Here is an 18,360-nt window from a genome sequence, read left to right as displayed (position 1 = left end):
GAACCACAACTGCAACTGATGAAGACAGTAGCACGACATCTCGGCCGGTGCGCGCCGGATAATTCCCCTCCGCCCGTTCCATCAAAAACCCTTCCTGCCCGGATCATTAAACTCTCACTTCGCGAGCACAGATCACGGATTTTCCTGCCACGAAAATGTGGCCGCAGACGGGACGAACTCGGGGGTCAGACCGTTTCGCCGACGTGTGGGTGCGCCAGCCCTGCGAGCGGCTGTCGGCGAGCCAGGACCCTGGCCGACGGCTCGGCTTCCCGGGCGAGCCGGGTGTCCACGGTCATGTGCAAGCGGCTGCCGCCATCTTCACTGCCGTGGGTAGCTGCGGGGTTCGTCGGAGACGAAGAACCGGCTGAGGACCTGGGCGACCTGCCCTCCGCATCAGGCTGCTGCGGGGCGTGGTCACGGCTGCCGGGGCGCACGGGAAGCCGACGAGAGGAGGAGTGCCGACGATGCAGAAGACGAATGAAGAGCACCGCAAGGGCGAGCATCGCAAGGGCGATCAAGAGCAACAGAAGAAGGCCGCCGATGGTGACACCGATACCCATGACTGTCACCTCCTCCCACCGGGAGCGCCGAGGCGTCCGACGGTGGCGCCCACTTCGACCTCCCACGCCGCTACCGCTGCCGCTGTGGCCGCCATTGCCTGCGCGGCGATGAGCGCGCTGGCGGTGCGGACGACCCGGGGATCGCAGGCGACGGCCATGAGCCGTGAGGCGACATCCGGATCGGCCTCGGGAGGAACGACCAACAGATCCCAGCGGCCGACGCGATAGGAGAGCAGCAGGAGTTGGTGGGGGTCCTGCTCGGTACGGAACCCGACCACCTTGACCACATGGCCGCGGACGGGCACCTCGCGCGGTATGACGCCCCAGTACGCCGGATTGACGGCGACCCGGGTGATGCGTCCCCACACGGAGTCCAACTGCGAGGCCAGCGAGGGAAGTTCACGAAGGAGGTCACGGGATCGCGGCCACCAGGCCCCGTCGAGCAGCCCGACCTGCGGCCCCGGAGGCCTGAGGGACAACCGCAAGCCCGAACGGTTGGAAGGCGAGACGGGCGGCGTGTTCGTCGAGGTCCGTACGGTGAGCACCGTCATGGTGTCGACCTGTCCCCGGGCAGTGGTACCGGCCCGGTGCGCTGAAGCCGAGCGAGAAACCGACACGAAAGCCGATCCCGCAAACCCCTACCTGGGCCCCCAACGCAGGTGAGGCTCGGTATTCATCTCTTAGTACCGGGCCTGACCTGGTATTTCAGCTGTCGGGGTGGCGGGATTTGAACCCACGACCTTTTCATCCCGGATTGGGCCCGGAAGATCGTCCACCTGTGCTCTAGGTCAAGGTGCAGGTCAGAGGGTGGGAGAGCGTCGGTCTCCGTTAGTCTCAGGGATCCTGACGCAAGATCACTCCAGGAATTCTCCAAGGCTCGCTCACGCGCGGTGCGCGCAAATGCGGGTGCCGGGCTGCGGTCCGCAGATGCGTGGTCCGCAGGGCGCACGGCTCGCCTCGGCGTCAGGCACGGCGAGCCTCGGAGGTTAGGCTCTTCTATGCGGGGTTGGAAGGACGATGTATAGCTGCCGGAGTCCCTGCATGGCGGCATGGAACGCAGCCGCGATTTCGCGTGCCTGCCGCTCGCTCTTGAGCGCCCATATGGAGATGTAGTCAGGTGCAATGTTGGCTTGCGTCACCGTGCCGGCAGACACCAAGGCTTCAACCGCGAACTGCAGGACTGCCACTGCCTCATCCGGGATGGTGGGCCCACTGCTGGAGAAGGCGTCAAGCTCCACCTTCCAGCCGGATCCCTGGCGAGCGATGCACACAAAGATCGCGTCGTTGGCCTTGGCGCTTCTGTAGGCCGCGCGGTGAGCTTCCGGTTTGGTGCAATCGGGGATGAGTGAAGGTGGGAGGGGCGTTCCAGGCGTCGGCATGCTCACATCGTCGCAGGCCGTCGCACCGCCAATCAGAGGAACGCCCAGCCTCACGGCCGCGCCCGCCTTCCAACGGTGCGCGCGGTTGTACAGCGGTGCTCGTAGGGGTTCACGGAGCAGGTCAGACGCAATGCGCGTACAGCGGCAAACCATGAGGGCCGACGACGCACTGGACAAGGACCTGGACAACGTTGCTACTTGGTGAAGCCGCATGTGCGCAGCCAGGGCAGAGCGCATCCATCAGGCGCGGCGTGGCGGGGTCTTGCTTGCGGTAAGCATGGGCGGCGCCAGTTGAAGCTCGCTGCTCGCCCTTGGAGCTTCATGGGGCCGTGCCGAACCACCGTGCGCAGGCATTATCTCGCGCGGCCCCGCACTGTCAGTGGTCTGTGTCACGATGTCCCGCTACGGCCCGCTCAGGGCTCGTCACGGACGTTCGGGCCGATGTCTTGAGGGGATGCACGATGACAGAGTACGACCGCGCCGTGGTAGAGACCGTTGTGGTCCCGGTGACCCAGGACGGGGTGCGCATCCAGGTGTTCGCGGGCTCCGCCGAGGCGGCGACGGACGGCGAGGAGACCGCGATCGGCGCCCGTCGCCCCAACCTCGACCAGGTCATGTCCGGACTGAACGCGGTGGCGCGGGCCGTGGGCGAGCAGGCCCGGCAGAGCACAGCGAGCAGGGTGACGCTGGAGTTCGGCTGCGACATCGCCCTGGAGTCGGGCTCTCTGGTGGCCGCCATCGGCAAGGCGAGCGCGAAGTCGGCTTTCAAGGTCACGCTCGAATGGGACAGTACCTCGGCCTGACGGGCCTCCCCCCGGAGAGGCAGGAGTCGGCGCTGCTGGACTCCGTGGTCGCGCTTGAAGTGCCCTCGCCCGACGGCGAACCGCTCGCCGTGGGCACCGGCTTCTTCGTGGCACCCGGCGTGGTGGCCACGTGCGCCCACGTGGTGGCCGCCTCGGTGACGGAGCTACCGCGCAGGATCGTGGGTCGCATCGCCTCGCGCTCGCTGGTTCTGGAACTTGAGGCACGTCCGGAGCGGTACTTCCTGACCCCGGGGGAGGGGCTCGACCTGGCATTCCTTCAGGTCACCGACGCCGACCGGCGGGAGAGTCCCGCCGCCCTGCCGCTGTCGGATCGGCTGGCCGTCGGTGACACATTGTGGACTCATGGGCACCCGTCCGGCATGTTCCGCGCCGGGCAGTCCGCGACCTTCACCTACGAGGGCACGTCCGCCCGTGCCTTCGAGCGACCAAACAGCCTGCACCGGTTACGAGGGACGGTGGTGACCGCTGGTTTTAGCGGCAGCCCCGTCCTCAACCACCGGACGGGGTGCGTGGCTGGCATGCTCACCACCGCCGACCGGACCGGCAGTTCGCACATGGTCGGGGCGCATGAGCTGACCGCCCGGATCGATCCCGGCTGGTGCGACAGCCGGTGGAGCACCGACTGCCGGACCTGGCTCGGCACACTGTCGGACGCGCAGATCGAGGCGGGCGGCTGGCCCTTCCTCGGACCACAGTTGCGTGAGTTCCTGGACATCTCCGCGCTAGCCGCCCGAAAGCACCCGCACCCGGGCGTGGTCCCCGGCACGGAGCCGCCGCCACTGTCCACCGTCTACGTCCACCAGCACGCGACGGCGTACCGGGGCCCCGACCAGGTGCCCGACGCCGAGACGCGGACCCCCGCCGACGGGCTTCTGGACCACTCCGACGACGTGATCATCTTCGGCGGGCCGGGCTTCGGGAAGTCGAGCCTGCTGCGGTCCTGGATCACCACCGTCGCCCGCAGGTGGACCGAGGAGCACTTCTACCACTCCGTCCCCGTCCTGGTGAGGGCCGCAGACCTTGTCGGCGACCGGCCCTTCGCGAGTCTCCTGCATGACGCCGTCTCCCGGGAGCTGAGCGCCGCCGGGCTGGTCAGGCCTATCCGCGAAGACCTCTTCTCCGCTCCTCCGGCGCCGGGCGTGCACTGGCTGCTGCTGGTGGACGGCTTGGACGAGGTGATGAGCCCGGAGGGGCGGCAGCGCGTCCTAAGCAAGCTCGCCTCGATCCGGGAACAGGACGGGTACGCGCACCAGTTCCGGTTCGTCCTGGCAACCAGGCCCACCCTCGACGTCCGGGATATACCCGAACCTCGCTTTCGATGCTGCTCGTTGCTGCCCTTCGACATCCAGCAGCTACCCGGGTTCGCCCGCGCCTGGTTCACTGCCCTGGGCCTGCCCGAGCCAGAGGCAAGGGCCACTGCCTTCCTGGATCACGTCAGGATTCCCAGCGTGCGGCACATGGCGACGGTGCCGCTGATGGCGACCATGCTCTGTCAACTGCACGCATACTCCGGTCAGAAGCCATTGCCTCGGGGCCGCTGGGCGCTCTACACGCAGTTCATGGACCTCCTCCGCGCCAAGCAGTACGGCGAGCGGGCCAACGTGCTGGAGCAGGCGCACGCCGTGCTGGACCGTCACGGCGCCGAGGGGGCCAGCGCGGCGGAAGGACTCGGCGCTCTGACGGATCAACTCCTGCAGGAGCTGGCGCTGGCCAAGTACCGCGGAGATATCACCCCCGAACGGCAGTTGATCGAACGGTGGACGGGCCACCTGCGGCCCGCGTCGCTTCACCCTGAGCAGTGGATCACCCTGTGTGAGGAGGTGGTGCTGCGCGGCGGCCTGGTCGTCCGGCGTGGCGGCGGCCTGGAGTTCGTCCACCAGACGCTGCTCGAACACCTTGCGGCGCAGGCCACGGTCGGAGACCCCGAATGGAACCGGACCGCCTACCGCTCGATCGTCGGCGGCTGGCCGCGCAGGCGCCGGGTGGCCCCGCTGGCCGCCATTGAGAGTCCTTACGTCGACTTCCTCGTCTCCTCCTGGTCCAGCCGTCCGGGGTTCGCGCGGCTGCTCGCGCACTGGGCCAGGGAGCTGCACGGCGCCGAATACGTTGCCCGACTGAGCAGCGAGGGCGCTGCCGTCCCTTGGCGGGTGCTGCGGGTGGCCAGGCGGGAATTGTTTGCGGTGGTTCGAGACGAGCGGCGTGACCCGTTCGACCGGCTGCGTGCCGCCCGGGCGCTGGTGGACCTCGGGGACGCCCGGGGCACCGTGGAGATTTCCGCGTTCGCGGCACTCCCCATGCACGACCTGGGTTCTCGGTTGCACGCCGCGGAGATGCTCGCAGACCTCGGCGCCGCGGACGCCCATGAGCTTCCGGTCTCCGTCGCCGGCGACCAAGAAGCAGACGCGGGGCACAGGATCAGGGCCGCTGAGATCCTTGGCCGGCTGGGAGACGAGCGCGGTGCGCGAGCGCTGGCGGACCTCGCCCGGTCCTCCGAGACCTGGTGGGTGGACCGGTTGCGCGCCGCGGAGTCCCTGGACCGAATCGCGCCCGAAAGCGCGGTCGCCATCCTGCTCGGCATAACCGTCGACGGTCTGGCCCACCCACATGTGCGGTCCGCCGCAGTGGAAGCGCTATCCCGGCTCCACGCACGCTTCGCCTTCCGGTACCTGCGCGAGGCTGCCGAGGACCGGGAACGCCTGGTGTCCTCCCGTAGCCGGGCGCTGGAGGGCTTGGAATGGCTGGGCGGGAAAGACTCCGTCGAATGCCTGGCTCGGATCGCCCAGGACACTTCAGAGGACCGTCTCCTGCGGTTGTCGGCCACCGACGGACTCTCCCGGCTTCGGGACCCCCGCGTCGTGGACATCCTGGCCCATCTGCTGACCGGGCGGTCCGACGAGCCGGCGCTGGTCTTGCGGGCGGCCGAGGCGCTGGCCCGGCACGGCGACCCCAGAGCGGCCGACGCGCTTGCCGCGATCGCGGCGACGGAGCGGCTGCCCGGACCGGAGCGGCTCCAGTCGGGCCGGGCGCTGCTCTCCCTCTCCGACCCGCGCGGCCAGGACGTCCTGTACGGCCTGGCTGGCGACCCCGCGGTAGGTATCGGTCTGCGTCTGCAGGCCGCCGAGGCACTGGACGGTATAGGAGACTTGCGGGCGCTGTACCCGCTCACCATCATCGCGCTGCATCCTTCGGCACCCCGGACGTCGCAAATCCTGGCCGCCGAGCGCCTCGACCAGTTCCGCACCCGCAAGGCCGCCGACGCCCTGCTGTCCGTGCTGGACAACCCGGATCTGCTAGAGGAGATGCGCGTGCGGGCGGGCACGTTCCTGGCGGACCTCGGCGACGGCCGGGCACGCCGCTGCCTGGAGCGGCTCGCCTCGTCGGCGTTCGGTCCGGCGCTGCGGATCCGCGCCGCCAGCGCGCTGGGCAAGATCGCTCCGGAGGACGGGTGCCGGGCACTGGAGGAGCTGCTTACGGACGTATCGGTCGACGATCACTCGCGCATCCAGGTGCTGGAGGCGCTGTGCCGGGCGCACCCGAAGCGGGCCAGGCAGGTGCTGCCCGACGTGGCGGCCGACAACCGCCAGGTGACGGCGGTCCGGGTCCGCGCGCTGGCGCTGACCCGGGGTCGCCTGCTGCCGGAGACGAGCGCCGCCCACCGGGCGATCGCCGCCACCCGGCACCTGTCGCCGATGGTCCGTGTCGGCGCGGTCCAGGTGTTGCAGCACCTGGGCGGTGCGGACGTGCTTACTTTGCTCGAACGGTTGGCCAGGGAGCGCAACCGCTATCTCCAGAGCAGGGTGCTGATCTCCCTGGCTCAGCTGCAGCACGCACCGGCGGCGGCCGCGGCCCGGGACTTCGTGTCCGACCCCAAGGTGCCGATGCGGAACAAGTTGGAGGTGCTTCAGGTGCTGGCGGGCTCCCCGGTCGGGGAACTGCGCCAGGTCGTCCGGGACGTCTCGCTCGGCGCGGTCCCCTCCGATCTGCTGCGGGGCCACGGCCGCGCGCTGCTCGCGAAGGCACGCCAATCCGACACCCGCAGGGCCGGCCCCATCTGACCGCGCGACGGCTACCGTGCCCAGCTTGCCGCGTTCGCGGATGGATAGGCGCTACCTGGTGCAGTGTGCGTTACCTAACTGGCTCGGGGCCCTCAGGCGTGCTGACGGGGGTGCCTCCGAGGAACGGGGAGGCAAGGCCGGTGGCCGGTCGCAACGGGCGTGGAAAACTTGAAGCCGTCAGGCCTCCACCAGGGCGAGGAAGGGGAGCCCACGTGCCGACGGACCCTTGGCCCCGGTCGTGAAGTGGGCATCCAAGCGGGACGGGGCCGTGGCCCGCATCGCCGGACTGCTGCACCTGGCAACCCCCCCCGGAGGTCGGATGGCACAAGCCCATTGAGGCCGCCACCATGGCCGCCGCCACCGAGCTGGGCGACTACTTCACCGCCCACGCCCTGGACGTGTTCACCGTCATGAGCGCCGACCCTGCTCACGACGCGGGCCTGAACGTCCTGGCCACACTTGTCGGTATCCGACCCGAGCAGTTCACCAAACGGGAGCTTTTCCGGATGCTGCTTCCCCGCCATCGGCGATCTCGACCCCGCACTGAGCCTGCTCGAAGAACACGGCTGGATCCGCCAGCTCCCCTCGCCTCCACGCACCGGACGCGGCGGCCGGCCGCCCTCCCCGCGCTACGAGACCCACCCCCGCATCGCACGAGCTCTCTGACAGAACCCCAGCTCGCTGACACAACTGACAGAACCCCGGAAGCAGGCTGCTGCCTGCACAAACAGCCAAGTCGGGTTATGCCGAGAACCTCGGCAGCTACTGGCACGGCCGGTACACGCTCGCGCCCCGCAAGTACGCAACAGTCCGGGACGCAGATGGTGAGGCCCTCCGTTTTCGGACCAGGGCAGCGGCAAAGAAAGCGGCGGACGCCGAAGAGGCGAAACTGTTGGCCAGAACGAAGAAGGCGCCCCCTGACGGGAACACCTTCGGCGCCTACGTGAACCGTTGGTGCGCCGCACAGGACTTGGCGGCGTCCACCATGCAGAACTACCGCCGGCACATCGAAGAGCTGGCTGCGCGATTCCAATCCGGCAACCAAGAGGCGCGGACGAGGAAAGCGCGCTGGTCGCTCACGCAACCGAGGCCCGGAGAAGACGATCACGACAGCTCTCGGCATTCTTCTGCTAGCCGAGCGCATGGCGCTGCTGTCCGGCCGCGACGATGAGTTCGCAGCTGGCATCGTCAAGGGCTACACCGGTATGCGCTGGGGCGAGATCGTTGGGCTTGAGACCGCATTCGTCCGACCGAAGAGCGTCCGCGTGGAGTGGCAGCTCTACGAGCTGGACACCGGCGAACTGCACCGTTGCCCGCCCAAGCATGACTCCTGCCGGGACATCGACCCCCCCTCGGAATTCCTCGCCATGCTGCTAGCGGGCCACATCGCCCGGACGAAACGCGGCCCTGCGAGTGCCATGGACTGGCCTACGCCTTCCGCGGGCACGGCACCGCCAATGGCGCTGCCAGCCGTCTGGGAGCGAAGCTGGTCGACGTAGCGCGCCGCGTCGGCGTCTCGGCCGGCACCGCCCCCAACGCCCTCAACCGCCCGGACGCTGTGGCGGAGCCGACTCGGTTGAAGGTGCTGGAGGCCATCACCGATCTCGGGTACGTCCATAACGCAGCAACGGGGGAGTTGGCCGCACACTTGCGTCGCTCCGGGTTCGCCACCTGGCTGTTTCGACCCGCCGCCACGGGGCGCTACCCCCGGCGCGGCAGGCAGGAGGAGCGCCCGGTGCCCGTGGTCGCCGAGCCGTGGCCCGGGATTCCGGCACGGGGGTGAGGAGCCGCCAAGCGCGCTGAGGCCTGCTGGGTGCCGATCGCTCCGGGCCCGACATCGCATGGGCTCCGCCATACTCACAAGACCTTCATGAGGAAAGTGGGGACCCCGCCGAAGCTCATGGACGAACGCTGGGCCATGAGGACGGCTCCGTGCAGTCGCGGTACGACCACATCACGGCCGGAATGCGGAGAGCGCTGATGAGCGCGCACACCGAGATGTGGGAGGAAGCGTTGGAAGCACGCCGGGCGATGATCCCCGGCTCGCCCGTGACTGCCCTGGACGCGTTGCTGAAGGCTCGACAGGAGGGCGCTGTCCGGAGAGGAAATCCAAGATCTTCTCCAGGATTTCTCCAGGAGCCCTTCAGGAACAGGTCAGGCCCGGTACTGATCTCTCAGTACCGGGCCTGACCTGGTGTTTCAGCTGTCGGGGTGGCGGGATTTGAACCCACGACCTCTTCGTCCCGAATGAGGTTCCAACAAGATCGACACCGGGTGGTTTGGTGTTTTGCCTGTTCAGGGCGTTGGGGTGGGGTGGTCTCGGTTGGTGTCGAAGGGGCTTGGGGAGCGGGTCGGCTCCCAGATGGCTCCCAGCCGGAAGCGGTCAGTGTGTGTCGTTCAGCTTGCGCATCAGAGCGGTGACTAGCGCGTGATCGCGAGCGACGTCGGAACGCTCGGACGGATCCCACTGGACCCGGTGCTCCTGGAGCCACTTGTTCCGCTCTGCTTCCCGGAGCGCGAACACGCGCTGGGCTCTGCCGTACACGACGGCGAACTCCTCGGGCAGCTCGTTCTCAGCCCTCTGCTTCAGGAGGAAGTCCACCAGTTCCTCCAACAGTTCCAGGTAGGCGATACGTGGTTCACGCTCGGGTTCTGCGGCGAGCCGGCGCAGCTCCTCCAGAGCGTTCCGGACCAGCCCCTCGGTCGCTTGTTCGCGGGACGCTCTGGACGGTGTCCGGCGCAGCTGGTGGTACAGCGCGATGGACCAGTACCAGTCGCCGGCCTCGACGCTCTCCAGCAGCTCGCTGTGGATGGCGTCGGTTGCCTCTTCCCGGAATCGCTCGGCGTATGCGCTCGGTACCAACGGACTGACGGCGAGTGAGTCGGCCAGGCTCTCCAGATGGGAGAAGTGTTCGTAGTGGATGAACGGAGGGAGAGCCTCCCGCATCACGTACGCCGCCAGCGTCGCGGAGTCCAACAACTCGGCAATCTCCAGCACCCACTCCAGACGGGTCGGCTGGCTCTCGTTCTCATCCCACAGCCGGGTCTCCACGTCGTCCCCCATCGCTTGAACGATGGCTGCCACGGTCGGCTCATGCTCCCGCAGCCGGGCCAGGATGCCCGTCCCGTCGACCATACGGGCCGCAGAGACGATCCGGTGCACCTGTTCCTCGTGAACGAGTGCCTTGAGCAGTTCCGGGAAGCGGGCCCGCCCGGCGTCGAGGTGGAAACGGACATAGTCCTCGATCGACGGATTGTGGAACGCGACCTGCCCCTGTTCGACCGAGACCATCGTGCCGTCCAACAACTGCAGTGCCCTGCGGAACGTTCTGCCGTCCGCCACCCGTTCCACCTCTGTGCGGTACCGGCGCCAGGACTCTTCCAGTTCGTTCAGGCCGGCGGATCCGAAGGCGAAGAGCAATTCCAGCAGATGGACAGCCTCGTCCGTCAGCTCGTTCTCAACGATGCGTTCCCATACGCGGCGCGGGTCGTCCAGGTTCTCCAGCATCGCCGCCGCGACGTCCTGGCCCCGGCGCGCGGAGAGCCGGAGGGTCTCCTCGACCAGACGCGGGTTGAAGTTCTTGTGCCGGACCACCGGATGCCAGACCTTTGGATCGGTGAATCGGCGCTTGTCGTCCGGCGACAGGGAGGAGTGGTGGACGTGGTTGTAGAGGATCTGGCCTCGCACCCGCCGATGCAGGTCGGTCAGCCGAATCACGCTGACCGCGTCCGACACGTCCGGCGCGACCAGCCGGTCATGCCGGAGACGGGCGTGCTCCAGCAGGTAGTCCCGGGTCGTCAGCACCAGTGCCTTGCCGGGCGTCTCCTGAATCTCCCGTATCACTGACAGCAGGCGATTGTCCTCGTTCTTGTTCAACGGCGTCTCAAGGGCCGTACTGCCCAGGAAGTCGTCGTACAGGAACACTTGCCGCGAGCCATCGCGCCACAGGGTGCCGATCTCGTTAATGTCCTGGGAGATCTCGTGGATCTCATAGTTGTTGCCCATCAGCCAGGCCGCGAGCATCAGTGCCACCGTCGTCTTGCCCACTCCGGGGATGCCAGCGATGACACAGACCTGCTGGGTATCCAGAAGCTGCTTGGCTCGCTCGAAGCCCTCGTGCGGGACGAAGGTGTCGGCGACGCCCGGTAGCCGCTTCTGAAGCCACGACGAGCGCAGGTACCGGTCCTGGTTCAGCACGGTCTGAAGGACGGAGGTACTGCTCAGCCAAAGCCGGAAGTGCCGCCGGACCAGGTCCGGACGGCGCAGCAGCTCGGCGACGATCTCATCCACGCCGTACAGGTCGCCGGTGCCGCGCACGTACGGGGCGAAGGCACGGCAGAGCTTTTCTTTGCCTTCGACGGTCAGAGCGACCGTCGTGGAGACGATGTAACGGTCAGGTGCCAGCGCGCGAACCTTGGGCAGTTCATCCTTGATCAAGCGCCTGATCAGCGTCGTCTGGGTCTCGCGCGGCCAGTGCTTGCATTGCACGACGGTCGTCCCGGAGGGACCGGTGTACCGCAGGTCGATGCCACGGTCCCGGCCGCGCGGGAAGATCTCCAGCGGGATACCGAGGACGTCACTGAACAGATCACGGCAGACCACCTCGAAGTCGTGGTCCGTCAGCCGCCCCAAGTCGAAGGAATCCATGCCGTGTTCACCCTGTGTAGACCGCCACTGGCCTCCATACTCTCTGCAGCGGTCCGAGTGCTGGCCAGAGGGGGCAGATTCTCCTCTAGAACCTCTCCGGAACCATGTCGCTCATCCCCTCTGTCCGTCTGTCTCGTACAGCCTCCAAGCTGGCCATCGAACGGCTTCGAATTCTCCGTCCTCACTGCCCAGCAGGTTCCGGCGGTGAAGCATGAGGCGTAGGTGGCGGGCCGCGTCGGAGCCCTCTTCGATTCCCCTGTCGAGTAGTACAGCCCTAGGTGTGGTAACACCGACGCCCCTGATCAGAGCGTCCGCCGAATGTCCGTGAACGGTCTCGCCCAGCGTGATGGTGCCTTCCTCAGTACGGGAGAGGGTCCGGTACAGGCGTTTGAGCAGCACATCCTCGTCTCCACCACCGGGGGGTACGCTGTACCGTTCCGCGGCTCCCAGCAGCGCGGCGCCCACGCCTCCCCGCTTCCGCCAGAGCTCCTTGTCCCCCACCACGATGAGATGACCGCGTGCCCGGGTGATGGCGACGTTCCACAGGTTCAGCTGTCCACCGACCCACTCGACGGCGCCAGGATGCATGCCTTCTCCGGCAACGAGCGAGAACACCATGACATCCCGTTCTCCCCCCTGGAAGGTGTGCACTGTACCGATGCGTAGACGCTCCTCGTCATACGGCCGCAGCCGCTTGCGCAGCGTTTCGGCCTGCGCCGTGAAGGGAGTGACAACGCCGACGGTGGCATCGGGCGGGAGCTGTTCCAGCAGATAGCGGACGCTGTCATGGACTTTGCGGATCTCGTCCTCGTTGACCCAAGAGCCGCCGAACGGAGGGCGGGCGGCCCGCCCGGTCACATCCGTCCAGATGACAGCTGAGCGGTGCGCCAGAGCGGGACGGCCGCGGGTGTCGGTAAGCACCGTCAGGCCACCGTCGTAGAAGAAATCGTTGGATAGGCCGGCGATGTGCGGATGACAGCGGAAGTGCTCATCGAGAAGCAATGTGCCGCCCGCCGACTGTTCGGCCGCGTGGAAGGCGGAGTGGCGCCGGTAGGCGAGATGGTGTTTCTCCAGCCAGTCGGACCGCAGCCCGTTTCCGTGCCGGATGAGAGCCTCGCGGTGCGGGCTGGTCTGCGTGATGTGCGTGAGCTGCATGGGGTCGCCGATGACTAGGGCGCGTCGCGCCCGGAATAGCAGCGGCAAGACGTGGGGGATGGCGCACTGACTGGCCTCGTCGACGACGACGAGATCGAACAGGGCCGGGCCCAGCGGGAACCGCCGGGCGGAAAGGCTGGTGACAGCCCAGCCGGCCACAGCGGGCGCGTCCGTGGAACCGTTCGAGCGACCCAGAACTCTCCGCATCTGTGGCCAGTCGCTGCGTTTGCCGTCCCGAGCTACCAACAGGTCCAGAATGCGGCGGCGTCCTGCCCAGGCGGCGGCTTGGACCGTGGTGGCGAGGAGCGTGCGTGAGGCGTCCTGGACGGTGCTCTCCGCATCGCGGAGGGAACGCGTGAGTGCTGTGTCGTCAGCAGTGGCCGCGTGCTCGCGCCCGTCGCGCCATTCAGCCTCAGCCGCGGCGAAGCCGGCGAGCGCGAGGCATCCCGTGGCGGGATCACCGGCGTACTCCTTCAGACCGGTCGTCCGCAGGAATCGGGTTCGGCGCCACGATCCGAGGAAGCGCGTGTGGGCGAGGCGGCGTGCCTTATTCGGTCCGGACGGAGACGAAGTTGCCGATGTTGCGGTGTTTCAGTACCTGGGCGAGTCCCCATACATCCGCCCGTACGGAGGCCAGCGGAGAGAAGCGGCCGTCGTCATAGTGCTCATTGCCGATCAGGAGAGCCCGGCGCTTGTGAAAGCGAGTCATACTGCGCCGTCATCCGGTTCGGGGCCGCCCTCGTCGGCGACCCGGTCCTGAAACTCGCGGACCATGCGCTCCTGTGCAACGTCCGGACGGCCAGTGATCTCTATGGAGTCGTCCCCGACGGTGACCACGACTTTGCGGTGCCGCTCCTTGGCGCACCACTCCTTGATCAGGGTGATCAGGACCTGAGATGTCGGGCGGGCGACAGCGGCGGTGCTGGCGGCCCAGAGAGCCACCTCACCCACACCGGCACCTTTATGGCCCGGTTGCGTGGGCTTGTCTGCGTCATGAAAGCCGACGACAAGCCCCTCCGTCGCGTGCAGGGTGGCGTGCAAATCCCGGGTGAGACGCTCCTGCCGGAGTGTGTCGCCGCCCGTGGGCACGGCGAGTGTCCACGGCGTTCCCCCGTTGCGCATGTGCTGCTCCTTGCGTTCGCGTGTGTGCCTGCACGGTCCGTCCGGCGACTTTGGCACGCGGGCCGTTGTAAGAGACAGTCGAGGCTGAACGGGAGGGACGGCATCCGGCCACCTCCGAACGTCGGAGAAGAGGTGTCCGACCTGATATCCGGCTTGCTCCCGGTCTCCCTCGAGTCGGCTCAAACTGGTCGGGATGTCGCCCCCACAGCTGTGCCGGCTGCTTCTCGATCCAGGAGTACGTCCGCTGGTATAGCGGGATCTGGGACTGCTGGGCTCGTCCCCGCACCAAGTCGAAAGCGTGTTTCCTCACTCGCAGGTTGGTGCCCGCAGGGACCGGTCATCGGGCAATGCCCTCGTCGGCACCACCCGTATCGCGAGCGCAGTGCCGTCCGGCCGAAAGGAACTCGCACCCCAGTCGTCGATGTCTTCTGGCTCGGGCCAGTCGTTCCGTCGTTCGTACGCCCGTCGGCGGTACTCCTCCACCTTGCCCTCTGCGAGCAGATCATAGAGATCTGTGGCCATGCCAGAGAACGCTTCGATGCGCGTGCCGTTGATACGGAAGACCTGGTCAGTACCGACGTATCGCTCCTCCGCGAAACAGACTTCCGCGTCGTGGACACTGGCAGTCCCGGCGAAGGCTGTTTCGCTGAAGTGCTTGCGGCCCTGCTCATCGATCAGATACTGGCCGACCTTCCCTCCGCCACCGGCTAGTGAGAGTTGCCCGGCGGCGTGGGCCCGGGCAATTACTTGGCCGAACCAGGAGAACTGCCGTTCAGGGATCAGGAAGGCGTTGTGCCGTTCCGCTCCGCGTGCCGTGGGGATGGCCACGGAGTCCACGTACGGCAGAGCGCGGCGCCCGATGGCCATATCGGCGGAACCCGCACCGGAGCTCGGTCGTACCGGGAGCTCGACACCTCCTTTTGTGTGCAGAATGTGCACTGTCACACCGGCAGTCGCCAGGAACTCGGTCGACGTCATGAGCGTGGGAGTTTCGTTCCGCTGCCCCAGATGGAGCCGCTCCACGCGTTCACTGCCCCGACCCAGTTGTCTGTATGTCGTGCGAGCGCTCGCGGAGGTCTTCGGCTTCACAGTTTGGTGGTTGCCATTCACGGTCACCACGAAGATCCGGGAAGCCTCCCCGGGACGCCATACCTCCAGCAGAAAGTCCGGCCGCGGTCTCGCGCCGAGAGTCCCAGCTGGCTTGGTCCGCGCGAAGCCGGGAAGCAAAACGGTTTCCGCGTCGACGATGCTGATCAGGCGGTCCGGATACCGCTCGCGAAGCGCCCGCTCTGCGACAGCGAGCCCAAACGCCCGTCCCAGCTCCCTTGCCTGCATGGCCCGGTAGGACAGCTCGGGAGCCTTCCCTTCATCGGTGAGGTGCAGGCTTCCGTGCCGGTCGGCGGCAAAGGCCCGGCAGTATTTCAGGCCCTGCCAGTGCTCAGCCAGCCCCCTGCCTCGTCCTTGCCGGGCAAGGGTCGTAGCGCGCGCGAACGTCGCGAGCAGGTCCCACGGAGTCGTCTGTAGAGGGGCACACTCGGCGAGGGGGAGTTGACGCAGGTCCGGCTTGCGGGGGCCGTGGCCTTCATTTCTGGTCTTCTTCTTCGCTCGTTCACGGTCGACGGCAGCGGCTGCTTTTTGCACTCCGGCGGAGAGTTCGGGTGATGAGTTCACCTGCACGGTCAGGAGGTCACCGAGTCGCCTGATCACGTCGAAGGCTGTGGAGTCCATGCACTGGGACAGTAAGAATTGCGGATATCGACGGCAAGGGTGTGATTCAGGCCATGAGGGTGCAGCTGCCCGTCTCCATGAAGAGCTGGACGGTGTACGTCAAGTCGTTGTCCTAGCCACCGTCAAAGCCAGGACGCACCTTAGGCCGAGATTCGGGAGAAGGCGCTCAGCACACGTGCGAGCCCTGCTTATGGCTTCGCGTGCAGCAAGGTCGCTACGTTCATCGCCACTGATCTTGCGTCCCCGCCTTGCCCGCAGTCGTATGCTCACGGGCGTGACGACAGTCGGGTACGCGTACGAGTTAGCGGAAGCACTGCTGGGTGAAAGCCTGCCACGGCGGTGGGCGCATACGCAGGGAGTGGCGTCCCGCGCTAGAAGCCTGGCGCCCGTCATGGGAGACAGGGCTAACGACCTGGAGGCGGCGGCTGTGTTGCACGACATCGGCTACGCACCACCGCTAGTCGATACCGGCTTCCACCCGCTCGACGGTGCCCGTCACCTGCGGACGCTCAACGAGGTCGACGATCGAGTTGTTCGCCTGGTGGCGAACCATTCCTTCGCCCTCCTGGAGGCCGAGGAGCGCGGACTTCGGTCGGAGCTGGCCGACGAGTTCCCCTTGCTCGACGAACCGTTGCTCGTCGACGCCCTGGTGTACTGCGACATGACGACGACGCCGGACGGCGGCCGTACGACGTCCGAGGAGCGAGTCGGCGAGATCCTGGGCCGCTACGGCGCGGACAGCATCGTCGGACGGTTCATCCGCCGGGCCGCGCCTGAGATCCACGCCAGTGTCGGGCGGGTGGGGGCCTTGGCGGATGAAGCGGGCCTCGCGCTCTGAACCGCTATCCGAGGTAGGGGTAGGTGCCGGCCAGATAGTGGCCGATCTGTTCGTGCATGCTCGGGTGGATGTCGAGGGCTTCGAGGTCGTCCGGGTGCACCCAACGTACGCCGTCTGCCTCCTCGTTGATCGTCGGCTTACCGCCGACGGGACGCCCGATGTACGCGACCTCGAACTGTTGGCGGATCTCGCCGTCGGTGTACGCGACGATGTGCGACGGGTTGGAGTAGACGCCGAGGAAGCCGGTGACCTCCGCGATGATGCCGGTCTCCTCCTCGCATTCGCGCACCGCGCACTGGGCGGGGCTCTCACCGATGTCCTGGGCGCCTCCGGGCAGGGCCCACTGGCCGGTGTCACGGCGCCGCTGTAGAAGTATCTCGCCCTGGTCGTTCACGACGAGCAGGTTGCTTGCGGGGATCAGGGTGTTCGCCTTGGGGGCCTTGGGGTCGTAGTAGTACTCAGTCCTGCCCACTGCGGTGGTGCTCCTGCCTGTCGGGCGCCCAGGGGCGCGCTGTCTTCCAGACCGCTTCGAAGCTCTCGTCGTACCGGTCGAACCATTCTGCGTTGGCGGTGCGGCGGAGCTGGAAGAGCGGGTTCGCGCTGGCCGGCTGGCCCCAGATGTGGGTGTTGACCAGAAGGTGGTCGTCGTAGCGGAAGAGCGAGTTGTACAGCGTCGTGTCGTGCAGGCGTACCTCGCAGCCCGGGTGGCCGACGAGAGTGCGGTAGTAGGTGAGTGAAGCCCTGACCTTGGCGGCCAGGGTGTCGCCGATACCTTCCTCGTGGCCGCGGATGCGTACCGCTTCTCCTGCCGGATCGCCGAAGCACAGCCGCACACGCACGCCGGCCTGGGCACGTTCCTGGAGCATGCGAGCGATGTGAGGGTTGCTCTGTGCGAAGAAGGTGCCGGAGAAGACCAGGACGTCGATCTGCTTCATGGCCCCTAGCAGCAGGGAGATCCAGACATCGCGGGGGACGCTCGCGCGGTTTGGGTATGTGTCTGCGATCTCGGATTGCGCGGCACCGAAGCGAGACGTCTTCTCGCCTGCTTCGGGCCACAGGTATGTCTCATCCACCCGCAACAGGTTGGCGACGGCCCAGCGGTGTCGACGGTGGGGGACCCGGCCGCTGACCCAGCGGCTGGCTGTCTTGGGGTCGACGGAGCAGGCTTCGGCCACCTCATCCACGGTGAGGCTGCGTTGCACGAGTGCGGAACGAAGTCGCTCATTCACTCAGGTAAGCCAACCGGACCGCACTGCCTGCGGCAAGAGCATCTTTCGACATCACCGGGGAAAGGCGGGAGCTGCACGTCTGCCTACGCTGGTGGTGTGCCACTCATCGTGCTTTGGGACATCGACCACACGCTCATCGAAAACTCGGGCGTCAGCAAGGAGATCTACGCGGCGGCTTTCGCGACGGTCGCCGGCCGCGCGCCTGACCGTCCTGCCCGTACGGAAGGGCGGACGGACCGCTTGATCCTCGCCGACATGTTCCGGGATCACGGGTTGGAGCCACCAGCCTGGGAGCGGATCGCGCTCGCCCTGGAGGCAGCGGGTGCGAGGCGCGAAGCGGAGCTCTCGGCGCGCGGCTCTGCTCTTCCCGGTGTGCGGGAGGCACTCGCGGCGGTAGCTGCGGAACCGGACATGATCTCCTCGGTGCTCACAGGGAATATTGCCGCCAACGCCCGTGTGAAGCTGCGTGCCTTTGGGCTCGATGTGCTCGTGGACATGGAGTGCGGTGCTTACGGAGAACACTCAGAGGATCGTGCCGCCCTCGTCAAGGTGGCACGAGAGCACATTCAGCAGACCCATGGCCTTCCGCACGACACGCCCGTCGTGCTGATCGGTGACACCCCTCGCGACGTCCAGGCTGCCCTCGACTCCGAGGCTCATGTCGTCGCCGTGGCGTCTGGCATCCACAGCGTCGACGAGCTGCGGGCCGCCGGGGCAGCGATGGTTCTCTCTGATCTGCGGGGTGTCGCCGCTCTGGTGAGTCATCTGCGCTCGCTGGCCGAGGGCAGCGACTGAAAACGTCCCAGGACGTCCCCGAGAGGT

13 protein-coding genes and 1 pseudogene are annotated in these 18,360 nt (G+C 67.2%); 5 read left to right on the top strand and 9 right to left on the bottom strand.

What is annotated here, in order from left to right; all coding sequences use genetic code 11:
* Positions 1-565 precede the first annotated feature (565 nt).
* Both ABZ385_RS03485 and ABZ385_RS03480 read right to left on the bottom strand, forming a co-directional pair.
* On the bottom strand, positions 566-1,111 hold the full coding sequence (locus ABZ385_RS03485; protein ID WP_358909492.1) for a DUF5994 family protein: 546 nt from the start codon (positions 1,109-1,111) through the stop codon (positions 566-568).
* Positions 1,112-1,546: 435 nt separating this feature from the next.
* The gene (locus ABZ385_RS03480) at positions 1,547-1,939 is read right to left on the bottom strand and encodes a hypothetical protein (RefSeq protein WP_358909490.1); all 393 of its coding nucleotides are present in this window, start codon (positions 1,937-1,939) and stop codon (positions 1,547-1,549) included.
* Between the two features lie 461 nt (positions 1,940-2,400).
* On the opposite strand from ABZ385_RS03480, the gene ABZ385_RS03475 reads away from it, so the two are divergent.
* The 3 genes and pseudogenes from ABZ385_RS03475 (at position 2,401) to ABZ385_RS03465 (ending at position 9,008) form a co-directional block, all read left to right on the top strand.
* Positions 2,401-2,742 carry a CU044_2847 family protein gene (locus ABZ385_RS03475; RefSeq protein ID WP_358909488.1) on the top strand — a complete coding sequence of 114 codons (342 nt, stop codon included), beginning with the start codon at positions 2,401-2,403 and terminating at the stop codon, positions 2,740-2,742.
* Positions 2,721-6,818: a HEAT repeat domain-containing protein gene (locus ABZ385_RS03470; protein ID WP_358909486.1), complete on the top strand. Its 4,098-nt coding sequence runs from the start codon at positions 2,721-2,723 to the stop codon at positions 6,816-6,818. Before ABZ385_RS03475 ends, ABZ385_RS03470 begins: the two co-directional genes overlap by 22 nt.
* A gap of 715 nt (positions 6,819-7,533) precedes the next feature.
* A pseudogene (locus tag ABZ385_RS03465) lies at positions 7,534-9,008 on the top strand (LacI family DNA-binding transcriptional regulator).
* A 193-nt stretch (positions 9,009-9,201) separates the two neighbouring features.
* Here the strand turns inward: ABZ385_RS03465 and ABZ385_RS03460 are convergent.
* From ABZ385_RS03460 to ABZ385_RS03440, 5 genes are all read right to left on the bottom strand, one after another.
* Positions 9,202-11,466, bottom strand: a complete 2,265-nt coding sequence (locus ABZ385_RS03460) for a restriction endonuclease (protein ID WP_358909484.1) — start codon at positions 11,464-11,466, stop codon at positions 9,202-9,204.
* A gap of 111 nt (positions 11,467-11,577) precedes the next feature.
* Positions 11,578-12,780 carry a DEAD/DEAH box helicase gene (locus ABZ385_RS03455; protein ID WP_358909482.1) on the bottom strand — a complete coding sequence of 401 codons (1,203 nt, stop codon included), beginning with the start codon at positions 12,778-12,780 and terminating at the stop codon, positions 11,578-11,580.
* Between the two features lie 388 nt (positions 12,781-13,168).
* On the bottom strand, positions 13,169-13,330 hold the full coding sequence (locus tag ABZ385_RS03450; RefSeq protein ID WP_358909480.1) for a hypothetical protein: 162 nt from the start codon (positions 13,328-13,330) through the stop codon (positions 13,169-13,171).
* Positions 13,327-13,743, bottom strand: a complete 417-nt coding sequence (locus tag ABZ385_RS03445; RefSeq protein ID WP_358909478.1) for a hypothetical protein — start codon at positions 13,741-13,743, stop codon at positions 13,327-13,329. Before ABZ385_RS03445 ends, ABZ385_RS03450 begins: the two co-directional genes overlap by 4 nt.
* A 306-nt stretch (positions 13,744-14,049) precedes the next feature.
* On the bottom strand, positions 14,050-15,471 hold the full coding sequence (locus ABZ385_RS03440; protein WP_358909476.1) for a hypothetical protein: 1,422 nt from the start codon (positions 15,469-15,471) through the stop codon (positions 14,050-14,052).
* A 262-nt stretch (positions 15,472-15,733) separates the two neighbouring features.
* On the opposite strand from ABZ385_RS03440, the gene ABZ385_RS03435 reads away from it, so the two are divergent.
* Positions 15,734-16,309, top strand: coding sequence for an HD domain-containing protein (locus ABZ385_RS03435; protein ID WP_358909474.1), 576 nt, complete (start codon positions 15,734-15,736; stop codon positions 16,307-16,309).
* A 4-nt stretch (positions 16,310-16,313) separates the two neighbouring features.
* Here the strand turns inward: ABZ385_RS03435 and ABZ385_RS03430 are convergent, their stop codons facing one another.
* A complete protein-coding gene (locus ABZ385_RS03430; protein ID WP_358909472.1) occupies positions 16,314-16,781 on the bottom strand; it encodes an NUDIX domain-containing protein in 468 nt (155 codons plus the stop codon).
* Positions 16,768-17,538: an XRE family transcriptional regulator gene (locus ABZ385_RS03425; RefSeq protein ID WP_358909471.1), complete on the bottom strand. Its 771-nt coding sequence runs from the start codon at positions 17,536-17,538 to the stop codon at positions 16,768-16,770. The genes ABZ385_RS03430 and ABZ385_RS03425 overlap by 14 nt, the downstream gene beginning before the upstream one ends.
* 96 nt (positions 17,539-17,634) lie before the next feature.
* Between ABZ385_RS03425 and ABZ385_RS03420 the strand changes: the two genes are divergently transcribed.
* Entirely contained in the window at positions 17,635-18,333 is a 699-nt protein-coding gene (locus tag ABZ385_RS03420; protein ID WP_358909469.1) for a haloacid dehalogenase-like hydrolase, read from the top strand.
* Positions 18,334-18,360: the final 27 nt, after the last annotated feature.

It is taken from the genome of Streptomyces sp. NPDC005898 (genome assembly GCF_040629635.1).
In the GTDB taxonomy this organism is placed as follows: domain Bacteria; phylum Actinomycetota; class Actinomycetes; order Streptomycetales; family Streptomycetaceae; genus Streptomyces.
The sequence above is the reverse complement of the archived record's forward strand: the minus strand, read 5'-3'. Positions and strand labels throughout refer to the sequence as shown.